Origin of the sequence: Bradyrhizobium yuanmingense (assembly GCF_029167105.1) — a bacterium.
GTDB lineage: Bacteria > Pseudomonadota > Alphaproteobacteria > Rhizobiales > Xanthobacteraceae > Bradyrhizobium > Bradyrhizobium yuanmingense_A.
In genome coordinates this window covers 213,029-226,537 of the sequence record NZ_JARFML010000010.1, presented here as the reverse complement: position 1 = coordinate 226,537, position 13,509 = coordinate 213,029, and the positions used below count along the sequence as shown (strand labels likewise).

11 protein-coding genes are annotated in these 13,509 nt (G+C 59.5%); 3 read left to right on the top strand and 8 right to left on the bottom strand.

Translation table 11 applies throughout. The annotated features are described in order from the left end of the window. Window positions 1-73 precede the first annotated feature (73 nt). Complete coding sequence (locus P0R31_RS15860) at window positions 74-706, bottom strand: 2-hydroxychromene-2-carboxylate isomerase (RefSeq protein WP_275514811.1); 633 nt, start codon at window positions 704-706, stop codon at window positions 74-76. Between the two features lie 196 nt (window positions 707-902). Here P0R31_RS15860 and P0R31_RS15855 point away from each other — a divergent pair, with 196 nt between their 5' ends. Further along, on the top strand, window positions 903-1,421 hold the full coding sequence (locus tag P0R31_RS15855; RefSeq protein WP_275514810.1) for a winged helix-turn-helix transcriptional regulator: 519 nt from the start codon (window positions 903-905) through the stop codon (window positions 1,419-1,421). A 118-nt stretch (window positions 1,422-1,539) separates the two neighbouring features. On the opposite strand, the gene P0R31_RS15850 is transcribed toward P0R31_RS15855, so the two are convergent. The 4 genes from P0R31_RS15850 to P0R31_RS15835 form a co-directional block, all read right to left on the bottom strand. Further along, a complete protein-coding gene (locus P0R31_RS15850; RefSeq protein WP_275514809.1) occupies window positions 1,540-3,345 on the bottom strand; it encodes an AMP-binding protein in 1,806 nt (601 codons plus the stop codon). Window positions 3,346-3,504: 159 nt separating this feature from the next. Further along, on the bottom strand, window positions 3,505-4,704 hold the full coding sequence (locus P0R31_RS15845; RefSeq protein WP_275514808.1) for an ABC transporter substrate-binding protein: 1,200 nt from the start codon (window positions 4,702-4,704) through the stop codon (window positions 3,505-3,507). A gap of 335 nt (window positions 4,705-5,039) precedes the next feature. Further along, entirely contained in the window at window positions 5,040-5,933 is an 894-nt protein-coding gene (locus P0R31_RS15840; RefSeq protein ID WP_275514807.1) for an alpha/beta fold hydrolase, read from the bottom strand. A gap of 55 nt (window positions 5,934-5,988) precedes the next feature. After that, entirely contained in the window at window positions 5,989-6,780 is a 792-nt protein-coding gene (locus tag P0R31_RS15835; RefSeq protein ID WP_275514806.1) for a crotonase/enoyl-CoA hydratase family protein, read from the bottom strand. A gap of 248 nt (window positions 6,781-7,028) precedes the next feature. Between P0R31_RS15835 and P0R31_RS15830 the strand changes: the two genes are divergently transcribed. Further along, complete coding sequence (locus tag P0R31_RS15830) at window positions 7,029-8,225, top strand: acetyl-CoA C-acyltransferase (RefSeq protein ID WP_275514805.1); 1,197 nt, start codon at window positions 7,029-7,031, stop codon at window positions 8,223-8,225. A gap of 136 nt (window positions 8,226-8,361) precedes the next feature. Here P0R31_RS15830 and P0R31_RS15825 read toward each other — a convergent pair whose 3' ends face one another. The 3 genes from P0R31_RS15825 to P0R31_RS15815 all read right to left on the bottom strand — a co-directional run bounded on the left by P0R31_RS15825 (window position 8,362) and on the right by P0R31_RS15815 (window position 11,925). Next, window positions 8,362-10,611 (bottom strand): xanthine dehydrogenase family protein molybdopterin-binding subunit, encoded by a 2,250-nt coding sequence (locus P0R31_RS15825; RefSeq protein ID WP_275514804.1) that lies wholly within the window; start codon window positions 10,609-10,611, stop codon window positions 8,362-8,364. Between the two features lies 1 nt (window position 10,612). Then, window positions 10,613-11,071 carry a (2Fe-2S)-binding protein gene (locus tag P0R31_RS15820; protein ID WP_275514803.1) on the bottom strand — a complete coding sequence of 153 codons (459 nt, stop codon included), beginning with the start codon at window positions 11,069-11,071 and terminating at the stop codon, window positions 10,613-10,615. A gap of 341 nt (window positions 11,072-11,412) precedes the next feature. Then, window positions 11,413-11,925 (bottom strand): MarR family winged helix-turn-helix transcriptional regulator, encoded by a 513-nt coding sequence (locus tag P0R31_RS15815; RefSeq protein ID WP_275514802.1) that lies wholly within the window; start codon window positions 11,923-11,925, stop codon window positions 11,413-11,415. Window positions 11,926-12,119: 194 nt separating this feature from the next. Here P0R31_RS15815 and P0R31_RS15810 point away from each other — a divergent pair, with 194 nt between their 5' ends. Continuing rightward, entirely contained in the window at window positions 12,120-13,448 is a 1,329-nt protein-coding gene (locus tag P0R31_RS15810) for an SCP2 sterol-binding domain-containing protein (protein WP_275514801.1), read from the top strand. Window positions 13,449-13,509 lie beyond the last annotated feature (61 nt).

Genomic DNA, 13,509 nt, shown 5'->3' with positions numbered 1-13,509 from the left:
GAAACGATCATCGCCGGCGCGCTTTGGCCGGCGGCGAATCTCATTTCACGATCGCCGAACTTCGATGCAGATATCACTTGGCCTTGGAGGTAACCCCGGCGGATTGTTCGACGATGGATTCCTCCACGTCCCGCAACTGGTCCTTGCCGAAGAACATTTCCTTGCCGACGAAGAAAGTCGGCGAGCCGAACGCGCCCCGGCTCACAGCATCGTTCGTCAGCTCGATGAGCCTCTTCTTCACATCGTCTTCCTGCGCACGCTTTGCCACGCGGTCGATATCGATGCCTGAAGAGATGAACGCGCTCCGGAAAACCTCAGGATCGTCCATCTTCTTCGGTTCTTCCCACATATGATGATAGGCCGCCCTGAAGTAGGGCTCGAACCCTCCCTCGAACTGCGCCGCGACCGCGCAGCGCATCAACATGAGGGTGTTGACGGGGAAGAAGGGATTGGTGCGGAATTTCGTCACGTTATGGCGGCGAATAAACCGCTGCGTCTCAAGCGCCTGGTACTCCGGCTTGTTCTTGATTCCGCGCAGAGAATCGAAAGGCGACATGTTCCCGGTGGCCTTGTAGATGCCCCCAAGAAGGACCGGGACGTACTCAAATTTGACCCCGGTGCGCTGCTCGATACCTGGGATCGCGACCTCGGCCAAATAGGCGTTCGGACTACCGAAATCGAACTGGAACTCTACTTTCGGGGTCATATCGGCGTCCTCGACAAACTCGGTGATCGTGATGTCGGTATACAGTTCTCTTTTTGAACTGTCAAACCGACATTAAGCCAATTTGGTCGATTTTTCCGCGGGGTATTGTTTGAGGATCAGTACCTATCTAGAATGATATGACTTGTCGCTTCTCCGCAGATTCGTGGGAGAATGATTGGGTTATTGGAGACCGCGGATGAAATGGAAAGAACTTGAGGAAGAGCCATGTTCAATGGCCAGGACTATCGGGGTCATCGGCGACCGATGGACGCTGCTTATCCTGCGCGAATGTTTTCTGCGCACTCGTCGCTTCGAGGGATTCCAGTCCGCCTTGGGAATAACGCGCCATCTACTTGCCGAGCGATTGAAGAAGCTTGTCCGGCAAGGCATTCTCCGCCGAGTCCCCTATCAAGAATCGCCCAAGCGCCACGAATACATCCTGACGCAGAAGGGTCTCGATCTCTATCCGATCATGATGGCGATCGTCCATTGGGGCGACACTCACATGGTCGACGAACGCGGTCGGCCACTCCTGCATCAGCATCGCAACTGCGGTAAGAACTTCGACCCCGTCATGGTTTGCTCCGAGTGTGGCGAGCCAATCTTGGCCAAAGAGGTCCATACGCATCCGGGCCCAGGTGCCAGGCGCCCCCTTGCGAAAAGCGACGTGGAAGCACCGGCCCCAAAACCCAAGGTGCGGCGTAAAGTTGCCTGATCACTCCTGCCCTGCGAAGCCGGCCAAGCCGCTACGCGTGTAATGACTGAGTAGCCGACCGTTTCACCGCGATCAGCCTCGATGTCGGCCACCGGCCCGGCGCTTGACGAGTAAGGGTTCAAACTCGGTTCACGTCTGGGTTCGGGGCGGAGCAGTAGAGAGATTCGGCTTGGTCCGATCGGCACTTCAAGACGGCGCGTTGATTGACATATGCCTTGTCGGTGATTTCTCCAGCGGCAATTGACGGCGGCTCCTTGAGCAGCACGAACGAGTGGACCTTCTCGCTACTGCCAACGGTCCGGTTGTACTCTTGGAGGCGATCCTTGAGGAACTGCACCACGACGGGATCGCTGGTCAGGTCGGAAGACGGCTGCGACGAGATCCGCGCCGCCTCCGTCGGATTCAGCCAGCAAAGCAGACCGCAGCATTCTCGGTTTTCGCCTGCAATCACCACATCCGACAGCATGCCGCGGGTAGCCGCCAGGATTGCGGCGCGCATGTTCCCGACCGACACCCAGGTCCCGTTCGCGAGCTTGAAGTTCTCGGAAATCCTGCCCGTAAACCGAAGTCCAGATTCGGGCTTCTCGGGGTCCATGAACGAGACTGTATCGCCGATGCGATAGAAACCTTCTTCATCGAAGGCTTGCTCCGTCAAATCCGGCCGACCGAGATAACCAGGCGTGACGTTGGGACCCTTGACCCGCACCTCGTATGTATCGGAAACGGGAAGCAGCTTGAGCTGCAAACCGGGCGCGGGAAGGCCGATTTCCCCCGGTCGATCGGTGGCCCAATGCGTCGTACTGATCGTTGGAGCGGTCTCCGTCGTACCGTAGCCGGACATGACAGGAATACGCCGGCCGGTGATCGATGACGTCAGTTTATAAAGACGCTCGAGCGTGTTCTGCGAGATGGCTGCACCAGCGTAACTTATCCTATCCAGCCGCTTCAGTATGCGCGCACCAAGCTCGGAATCCTTCTCAATGGCGTCGCAAAGGGAATTGTAACCGGCCGGCACGTTGAACATGGCGGTCGGCGAGACCTCTTGGAGATTGAGGAGCGTCTTGTGGAAGAGCTGCGGAAGTGGCCGGCCGTCGTCGATGTAGAGCGTCCCTCCATTCTTGAGTATGCCGTGCAGAATGACGTTGCTTCCCATGGTGTGGTGCCATGGCATCCACTCGACCTGAACAGGCGCTTCGGAGGGGGCTACCAGCAAGCTACCCATTTGCAGAGAGCTCGCCATCATGCGGTGAGTATTCAGGACACCCTTAGGAAGGCCCGTCGAGCCCGACGTAAAGAGGACTTTTGCGACGGAATCGCAGGATACAGAGCGGGACGCGCCTTCGAAGCCTTGATAGCTGCTCCTCTTCTCAGTCAGGTCAGAATAGCGCACCGTTTCGGGAGCGCCGTCTACGCTGATCCAGGTTGCCGCTTTCAGTTCCGGAATGGAGCGGGCGGCTGAGAATTCGCGTCCGCTTTGCACGAACACGAACTTCGGGCGCAGCACCCCTGCGATGTCCTTCAGCCGTGCCAGGCCGCCGGGCATCAACGTGTAGTTCGGCGAGATTGGCGCAAAAACGACGCCGATCGACATCGCGGCGAAAGACATCACCGCGTTCTCTATGGAATTCCCGGAGAGGACGGCGAGGTTATCTGAAGGCTTCGCATCCATCTCGATCAGGCTTTGGCCAACCGCCTGAACCAAGGACCAGGCCTGGCTATATGTGATCTCGTCCCACCCGCCGCTTGAATTGCGTTGAGCCAAGAATATGCGGTCGGGAGCGGCTTTCGCCCACCTCGGCAGGAAATCCGTGATACGCCAGTCGCACTCCCCCAGCTCGATCGGCGAGCTCAAGATGAGCGTACCGTCGATCCGACGCTGCAGAGAGACCTCTTTGGGCGCGAATACAGGTGCGTTCGTTGACATTGAAGATGATCCCATGACTTACGGCAGCGCCGCCCCGCACTCTCGCGTGTGATCCCGCTTCCGATTGCCGACCATCTGCGGTCTCGTGCGGACAACTTACCTCAGGAGGTCGACGACGCATTCGGTCACGCGCCGTTTTTCCGTTTTCTGCGCGATCGACTACTCGGATTTCGCGTCAAGCACGTCGCCGAACAATTGATAGGTCGTTCCGGTCCAGCGCTGCAGTCGCATTTGTGTCCACATCATGTTGGAGTTTTCGCTGGTGTTAACCTCGATCCCCGGCAGTGCGACGGGGACGATGACGTTCTTGAGGTTCTTTGCTTGCGCCAGGATATTCTTACGAGAGAGGTCGTTGCCGCATTGCTTAAGGATCTGCTCGAGCAGAACTCCCTGCTGATATCCGACCGCATAACTTCCGTTGGTGATGTCGGCGCCGGACAGATACTTCTCGAAGAAGCTCTTATAAGCTTGCATGCCGGGATCGTTCTTCCACGTCTCGTCTGCCACGTCTTTGGTGATCGTGCCGGCGATCACGCCGATCGATTTGTCGAGACCGGCCGGCGCGAGCGTGCCACCAACAGATGCAGACGGGAAATTGATGATGACGGTCGCCTTCCACCCAATCACCGAGGCCTGCCTGATCGCCTGCGCTGCAAACTTCGGTGTCCCGGCGATCACGAGCGCCTCGGCGCCCGAACTCTTGAGATTCGTGATCTGTGAATCGATGGTCGGCTCGGTAACCTCGTAAGAGGCGGTCACGACCTTTCGGTCGAAATCGCCCCCCAGATACGCCTTGAAGGCATTGACGTAGTCCTTACCGAGGTCGTCGTTCTGGTAGAGGATTGCGTATTTCGCATTGGGAAGCGTCTTGGTCAGATACTTGGCGTAGATCTTCCCTTCGGTATCGTAACTGACGAGACCGGTCGTCGTCAGAGGATAGTTCGCGACGTCCGTGAACTTGGATGAGCCGCTGACGATCGCGAGGCTGGGCACCGCTTTCGCCCTGAGATACTTGGCCGTAGCCGAGATGCCGGGCGTACCGAGTTGGCCGTACATGAAGGAAACTTCGTCGCTCTCGACCAGCTTGCGCACGTGCTCCACCGCCTTGGGCGGACTGTATGAGTCATCGTAGGCGATGTAGTTGATCTTGCGGCCGTTTACGCCGCCTCGGTCGTTCAACGATTGGATGTAGGCGATAAGACCCTTGCCCACGAGCCCGATCGACGATGCCGGTCCGCTGAAGGGAAAGACCCCTCCAATCTTGATCTCAGTTTCGGAAATGCCGGGCTCTTCCGCCGCGGACGCCGGGCCGCTCAAAAGCACAGCAAGAGCAATCGCGATTTTCCATTTCGCTATCATGGATCGTCCTCCCCACGCGCGCCCTGTCGGGGCACGCCAGTATGTTGTTTGACCTTCTGCTTTTGGCGCCCGCCCGCCGGTCGTCGGCTTTGCCGCGAGCGGGGTGACAGGCTTGAGGTCTAGGCAGACCATAACGTTCTTTTTTAGAACTCGTCAAGCGCATCTGTGATTCAACAACTGCGACACGATCACCTGATCCCGGATCCGCCAGTCACTTCGCTCGTGACAAGCTCTGTGCACCTGCACGATCTGTGCATTCCTTAACAGAACTATTGAATTTTGCCCTCGCGCGACGTCTCACAAGGACCGGGCCGACGGCACTGGAGCGCATGTCGTTAGGTACTGCTGATGAAGAGCTCGATCAGCGCGATCACGGTGTCGGGCGCGTCTTCCTGGCTAAAGTGTCCCGCGTTCGGGATCTTTATGATCGGCCTCCCCGGCCAAATCGCACTGAAGTCGGCGATCTGCGTGTCGGGTGCAATGGCGCGATCCTTCATACCGACGGCGAGCATTGCCGGCTTGGACTTCAGATTGTCAATGAGTGGAAAGCCTTCCGCGAGATAGGGCTGGATTCTGCCGAGCAGTGCATCAAGCGGAAACTCGATCGCTCCGAGACACTCTTCTTTCGTCGTGAATGGCGCCCCGTAGGCCGCGAGCCAATCGGCGTCGACGACGGAGAGGTTCTCCAGGCCCTGGGTCTTCATGACACTCAGGATGTTGACATTGAGGTGGCCGAGCACTTCAGGGAGCGTTCCAGCCCTGTGATGATTAAGGACGAACTGGAACCACGGCGTCAGCCCGGGAGTCGCATTGCCGTAGCCAGTGAGTGTGTTGAGCAAAAACAGCCGCTTGATGCGATCGGGATAACGCAGCGCGAACGCCGAACCGATCAATCCTCCCCAGTCCTGAATAACGAGCGTGATGTTCGTGAGATCGAGCGCTTCGACCAACTTGATGAAGTTCTCGACGTGGGTTTCCAGCGAATATTCCCGGTTTGGAGGCGTCTCGCTCTTGCCGAAACCCATATGGTCGGGGACGATCACCCGATGCGAAGCCGCGAGCGGCGGGATGAAGCGGCGATAGAGATAGCCCCACGTCGGCTCACCGTGCAGACAGACGATAGGATCGCCACTCCCCTCGTCGACATAATGCATCCGGAAACCGCCCCCTTCGAAGAAATGGGGCTGGTAGGGCCAGGTTCCGCCGAAAGTCTCGCGAGCATCGATCATGGTTGCGGTGCAACTCGTCCATAGGGCTTTTCAAGCTTTCCGTCGCCGGCGCCGATTATTTTCCGCGGAAAACGGCTGGACGACGTTCGATGAAGGATTGGATGCCTTCCATCATATCCTCGCTACCGAGGACGCGGCCCTTGATTTTCGGTATGTAGTCGATCGCATCTCGCTCGGCCGCTTCGATATATTTCAGCGCGGCTTGCTTTGTGACCTGTATTCCAAGCGGTGCATTTTTGACGATCGTCTGCGCCAGCTCCATCGCCCGATCGATCTGGCTTCCGGGCTTGACCACCTCCTGCACGAGGCCAATCGCGTGAGCTCGCTCAGCATCGAACTCGTCGCAGAGGAAAAGGTGATACATGGCGTCACCCCAACCTGCGCGCGTCAGGAATCGGAAGTGAGCGCCGCCGAGAGGCGCAATTCCTCGCTTTGCCTCCATCTGGCAGAACCTACTGTCCGAAGCGGCGACAACGATATCTCCGGCAAGCATCATTTCGATTCCGATCGTAAAGACGATGCCCTGCACTGCCGTCACGATCGGCTTGCGGCATCGTCCCTTGAGCGCAAATGCATCGATGTTGCTCGGAGAGATATCGATTTTCTCGGCGTTCGGACCGAAGAATTTGGGCATGTCGAGACCTGACGTGAAGTCCGTTCCTTCTGCGCAAACGACGCCCGCCCAATAATCGTCGTTGCGGTCCAGAAGCGTCACGGCATTCGACATCTCCACCATCATGGCGGGTGTGAACGAGTTTTTCTTCGCTGGATTGTCGATGACGATCTTGAGGATTCGACCGTGAACTTCCGTGCGGATCCGGCCAGCCGGGGCCTTCTGATCGCTCATTTGTATCCTCCGGACACGCCAAATAGCGACCGCGTCGCCAAAGCCCGCTTTCTTTCTTGCGAGTTGACAGCGCGCTTCGCAAGCTGGCTACAACAATCTTGTGCCGCCCCTATTCAAAGGTGAATGCCACCGCCGCGGGGGGCGCGTGCAGCGCCAGGAAGTTTTGAATGCGCCGAGGGTGCATTGCAATCGGATCAATACATCATATGATGACCGTCAGCCAACATTGAACAGCGAGGAGCCTCATCATGGCCGAAGCCGCCGATCCCGTCGTCATCGTCTCCGCCGCCCGCACCCCGCTCGGCCGCTTCATGGGCGAATTGTCGCCGCTCCCGGCCCACAAGCTCGGCTCGCACGTGATCGGTGCGGCGCTGGAGCGCGCAAAACTTGCGCCCGAGAAGGTCGACGAGGTCTTCATGGGCTGCGTGCTGCCGGCAGGCCAAGGCCAGGCGCCGGCGCGGCAGGCAGCGCGGAGCGCCGGTCTGCCCGATGCGACCGGCGCCACCACCGTCAACAAGGTCTGCGGTTCCGGCATGAAGGCGACCATGCTGGCGCACGACATCATCCGCGCCGGCTCGGCCAACATCGTCGTCTCCGGCGGCATGGAGAGCATGAGCAACGCGCCCTACCTGCTCGCCAAGGCGCGCGGCGGCTATCGCGCCGGCCATGACCGCATCATCGACCACATGATGATGGACGGGCTGGAGGACGCCTATGAGACCGGCCGTTCCATGGGCGATTTCGGCGAAGCGACCGCGGAAGCCTATCAATTCACCCGCAAGGACCAGGACGCCTATGCGATGGAGACGCTCAGTCGCGCGCGCAAGGCGGTCGAAGGCGGCGCGTTCAAGGCCGAGATCGCGCCGATCACGCTGACCGAGAAAGCAGGTCCCCGCATCATCGCCAATGACGAGCATCCGCTGAAAGTCGATCCGGCCAAGATTCCCGGATTGAAGCCAGCGTTCCGCGCTAACGGCACCATCACGCCGGCCGCCTCCTCCGCCAATGCCGACGGCGCCGCTGCGCTGGTGCTGACGAAGCGCTCGCTGGCCGATCGGAGCGGATTGCCAATCCTCGCCGAGATCAAGGGCCACGCCACCCACAGCCAGGAGCCGCAATGGTTCACCACGGCGCCGATCCCGGCGATCCGCAAGCTGCTGGACAAAGTCGGCTGGGCTGCCTCCGACGTCGACCTGTTCGAGATCAACGAGGCCTTCGCCGTGGTGGCGATGGCGGCGCAGCGCGATCTCGGCATTCCCAGGGAGAAGCTGAACATCCACGGCGGCGCCTGCGCGCTGGGCCATCCCATCGGCGCCACAGGTGCGCGGCTGATCGTGACGCTGCTGCATGCGCTCGAGGCGAACAACCTCAAGCGCGGGGTTGCGTCGCTCTGTATCGGCGGCGGAGAAGCCACTGCGATTGCGGTGGAGCGCCGTAGCAATTGAAAGTCTAAGCGCCAGTAGCCGGCCTGGAGCGCCGCGGAATTGGCGGCGCAGCTGGCGTCCCACCAGATGGCGCCTCGGAACAGTCGTCGAAGCGACGGCCGGCCAAGCGGCCGTCGCGTACGAGATTATCGACTCATCAAGCGAAATTGACGCTCTTGTTTAGAGGCAGTTCGCGTACTCGCTTCCCGGTGAGAGCAAAGATCGCATTGGCGAGAGCCGGTGCCGCCGGCGGTACCGGAGGTTCACCAATTCCTCGCACTTCCCCACCAAGCTCCAATCCCTTGACGATGATTTCCGGCACCTGATGGAATCTCATGGCTTCGAACAGGTGAAAGTTTGTCTGGACCGGCGCAAAGTTTTCGTAGGTGAGTTCGCAGTTCATGGCATGGCCCAAAGCCCAGATGATCCCACCCCGCACCTGCGCTTCGAAATTGACGGGGTCCAGAATGCGCCCCACATCGCAAACGGCATATACCTTGTCGATCTTGATGCCCTGAGGAGTGTCGCTCACCTCGACGACTTGGGCCATGGGCACGCCGAAGGACAATGCCAGCGCCACGCCACGGGCTCGCCGGTCGCCGATTCGCGAGCCTTTCCACGCGGAAACATCTCGCAAAGTATGCAGTATCTTCTTGGAAGGCTCATGATTGCAGAGACGAATGAGCTCCGCCATCGGATCCGCACCCGCGGCATGGATCAACTCGTCCAGGAAGGAAGCATGGTGGAAGCCATTGGCGGACGCTCCGACGGATCGCCACGGGCTGACTGGCACCATTTCCTTCGCCTTGTAACCTGTCACACGAAAGTTCGGTATTGCGAAAGGTTGGTCCCAAATACCGTTGACGCTTGAAACATCGGGACCGGGAGGAACGGGCGCCTGCAAGCGGCTGAACCAGGAGGCTCCCATCGATTGTCCCGCCACATCGATGCTCATGCTCTCGACCATGCCATCGCGAACCGTTCCCCTCGCACGCGAGAGCTGGATCGGCCGCGGATAGTCGTGCCCCATGTTCTCTTCACGGCTCCAGGTCATCTTGACCGGAACGCCTTCCATGGCCATCGCGAGTTCGATCGCCTGCAACGCATAGGTGTCGTCGAGTCGTGCTCCGAAGCTGCCACCGATCGGCTGAGCATGCACATGGATCTTCTCTTCTGGCAGCTGGGTCAGTTTTGCCGCATGCGCCTGGAGGAAAACCGGTATCTGCGTTCCCGTCCAGATGTCGAGCCGCTCTTTCGTATAGAGTACGACCGCATTCATGGGCTCGAGCGGAGCGTGGGCCAGATATGGAGTCCGATACTCCGCCTCAATCGGTTTGGATGAGCCGGCCAAGGCCTTCTCGACGTCTCCGTCATTGCGAAGCCGGCTGTCCAGCAGGTCTTTGGAGAATGAATTCTCCAGCACCTTCCACATTCCAGCCGAATCGGCCGGATAAGGAGGATCGTTCCATTCAACCTTGATGGCGGCCGCGGCCTGAAACGCTCTCCATGTGTTATCGGCAATGACGCCCACACCGTCTTTGATCGGGACGATCTTTTTGACGCCTCTCATCTTTTCCGCGCTGGAGGCATCATATCGCTTGATCGTGCCTCCTATGCCGGGGTTGGCCCGAACAGTGGCATACACGACCCGGTCCGGACGAATATCAATCCCATATTGTTGTGTACCGGTAGACTTGGCGACGATATCGATCCGGCGCATCTTCTTGCCGATGTAGCGCCACTCCTGTTCCGACCGGAGGGCAACATCGGTAACCGGTGCAAGCTGCGCTGCTTCAATGGCCAGCTCCGCGTAAGTGACGGACTTGCCATCGGGCAAGATGACCTGACCGTCCTTGGTCTTCAATTGCGATCGGGACACCCCCGACCTTCTGGCCGCCGCCTCCTTCAAAGTCTCGCGCGCCACGGCTCCCGCCATGCGAAGCTTGTGATAGCCATCAGGTACGGTGGACGAACCTCCCGTGATCTGCATACCGAGAAGACGGCTCAACACCTCGCCACCTCCCCGCGCGCCTCGAGCCATGATGCCCTCGTCGATCGTAGCGAAGGGCAAGCTGTCGTCCATGATCCGGCTGTTGAAGTAGGCAGTATCTGGCGGACCAGGATCGATGCGAACCTTGTGCGGATCCACGTCGAGTTCTTCGGCAATCAGATGAGCCTGGATGGAATATGAGCCTTGGCCCTTGTCGGCGCGCGGAGTGATGAGCGTAACGCCCTTTGCGTCGACGCGGACGTAGGGCGTGATCGCGGCTTCGCCCGCCTTGAGGTCCTTGAGCAGCGGATTGGGAGGATCCTGGCGCAATCGGTAATAGCCGAAGGCGACGCCGCCGGCGATCGCAGCGGAGCCGATCAGGAACGTGCGTCTTGCAATTGTCTTGAGCCTAGCCACGCTATTTTCCCTTCATCATCTGGGCTGCAGTTCTGACGGCGCTGTGGATGCGCGTGTAAGTTCCGCATCGGCAGAGATTTCCGTCCATGGCGTCAGCGATTTCGGAGTCTGACGGATCGGGGGTTTTCGATAGAAGGGCCGCTGCGGTCATCATTTGGCCGGACTGGCAATAACCGCACTGCGCAACTTGGTGCTCGATCCAGGCCTGCTGAACAACGTGCAGATTTGCGGGAGTCCCCAGGCCCTCGATTGTCGTGATGCTGCCGCGGACCTCGCCAGCGCTGATCGAGCAGGAGCGAACCGCGGCGCCGTCGATATGAACGGTGCATGCGCCGCAAAGGCCCGCCCCGCAACCGTACTTCGGTCCTGAGATACCAAGCTCGTCGCGGAGCACCCAAAGGAGCGGCATTTCCGGTTCGACATCCAGATCGTAGCGCTTACTGTTGACGGTCAACTGCATTGCGAATGCTCCTGTAGTTGCGAACAACGACACCTGCCTGCCTCTCCAAGCGCCGCGGCCGGCCGGATCTGACGTGCCGAACCTGGCACGTATTCTTGACGATTAGGTCGTTACGGAGGCCTCGGCCAATTCAGAATCGAATAGCTTTGCTTTACCGCTGAATTGCCGCCAAGCGCGTTTCGGCAGAGCCATACGACGGCTGGATATTCGGAAGCAGTGCTCAGCACGAGGCTCGGTCCCAACAGGACCCCTCGTCGGTCGGTCCGCCTCTCCGATACAGCGACCGTGCTTTTGGCGAACACCGACGCAGAGCTATCGTGCGTCGGACGTGCGGATCAGAGCTACCTAGGTTTCCGCCGCCCCCGGCGCCCCGAAGCGGTGGCACGGGTCTGCTCCGATTCAACTTCCGGCAGCGGCGCATCGATGACACGCTTCATGAGCTCGCGGAGATGGCCGGCCTCGCGCACTCCGAACGCCGATTCGAACCCGGCTCTCGCCTTTTGCCAGGCTGGATGCGCCGCGAACAGCATCTCCTGTCCGCGATCCGTGATTGCAACCTGCCGCACCCGCCGATCCTCCTCGCCCACCCTGATCTCGAGGAAGCCATCCCGCTCCAGCGGCCGAAGATTGTGGCCAACCGTCGCGCGATCCATCGTCATGATGTTCGCCAGGTGGGCCATCGTCATTGGGCCTTCCGAGGCCAGGAAGCCCAGCAGGCTGTACTGGGTCGATTTAAGCCCGGTACCGGCAAGACAGAGATCGTAATAGCGAGATACGCGTCGGGCCGCCCGCCTGAGCTGGCTGCACGTGCAGCTCTGAGGAAAATCACTCGTCGGAAACGAACGTCGTGCCAAGTTCAGGGTTTCCCTTGGTGGCCTGGATCGGTGCTCCAGACCCTTAGCATCGAATCGCCGAACGAACCTCAATGAAATCGCCGTTTACCTACCTGTACGACATGATAGTCTCATATGCCCGTAATTACGTCCGACGCACCGCGCGCGGGGCGCACTCAGCCTTCAAATGCAGCCTTCAGATCAAGGAGACCAGCATGGCGGGACTTAAGGACCACCCAATTGCCGAACGCATACGGCTCAACCCTCCGGCACCGCCTGCAGCCCTTAGCCTCGACGCTTTGAAGGCGCTGGTCATGGAATGCGGTGCAGATGATTGCGGCATCGTCAGCCTGGACGACCCTCTCGTCAAAGACGAAGCAGTTCACGCGCGACGGGCGTTCGCGGGGGCGCGATTAGCGGTGAGCATCGTCAGCAGGATGAACCGCGCTCCCATCCGCTCACCCGCGCGTTCGGCGTCCAATAACGAGTTCCATAAGATTTCCCACGACGTCGACGATATCGCGCGCGAGCTGGTTCGGCGGCTGCAAGACATGGGAATCTCGGCGATGAACCCTCCGATGGCATTCCCCATGGAGTTCGACAAATACCCGGAACGGGGATGGGTCGTCTCGCATAAGCTGATTGCCGAAGCTGCTGGCGTTGGAAAGCGCGGCATCCATCGCAGCGTCATCCATCCCAAATTCGGCAGCTTTATCCTTTTGGGCACCGTGCTGGTCGATCTCGACATAGAGGCGCCGTCGAAGCCACTCGACTACAATCCCTGCTTCGAGTGCAGGCTCTGCGTCGTCGCTTGTCCGGTCGGCGCGATCAAGCCGGATGGATATTTCGATTTCTCTTCCTGCCTCAACCACAACTACCAGCAGTTCATGGGCGGATTCGCGCAATGGATCGAGGACATCGCGGACGCCAAGTCCGCCAAGGACTACCGTGAACGCCAACCGCTGGCAGAAACAGTAAAGCGCTGGCAGAGCCTGTCGTACGGCCCCAACTACAATGCCGCCTATTGCGTCGCGGTTTGTCCTGCCGGCGAAGACATCATGGCCGGCTACTTGTCAGACCGCAAAGCGCACGTGGAAACGATCGTCAAACCGTTGCAGGACAAAGTCGAGCCGCTCTATGTCGTCCGGGATTCCGATGCAGCAAGTCACGCCGCGAAGATGTTCCCGCACAAGACGCTTCGGTTTGTGCGCTCGAGTGCCCGGGCCTCGAGTATCGGCGCATTTCTCTTCGGAATGGGGCTTACCTTCCAGCGTAATAGGGCTAAGGGCTTGAATGCCACCTACCACTTCGTCTTCACGGGCCAAGAGCCCAAGGAGGCCACGGTGGTTATCAAAAATCAGAAGCTGACCGTTACCGACGGCCTCATTGGTACCCCCGACTTGCGCATTCAGGCGGACTCAGCCGCTTGGCTGAAGGCTTTGAATGGTCAGCTCTCGGTCGTCCTGGCGCTCGCGCAGAGAAAGATTCGATTGAAGGGTCCTCTTAGACTCCTGAAGGCCTTCGGTGCCTGCTTCCCGAAATGACAACACTGTCGCAAGCCGGACCCGTAATGACCCCGTCGGGCTCGGCCTACTCGCCGGAGGT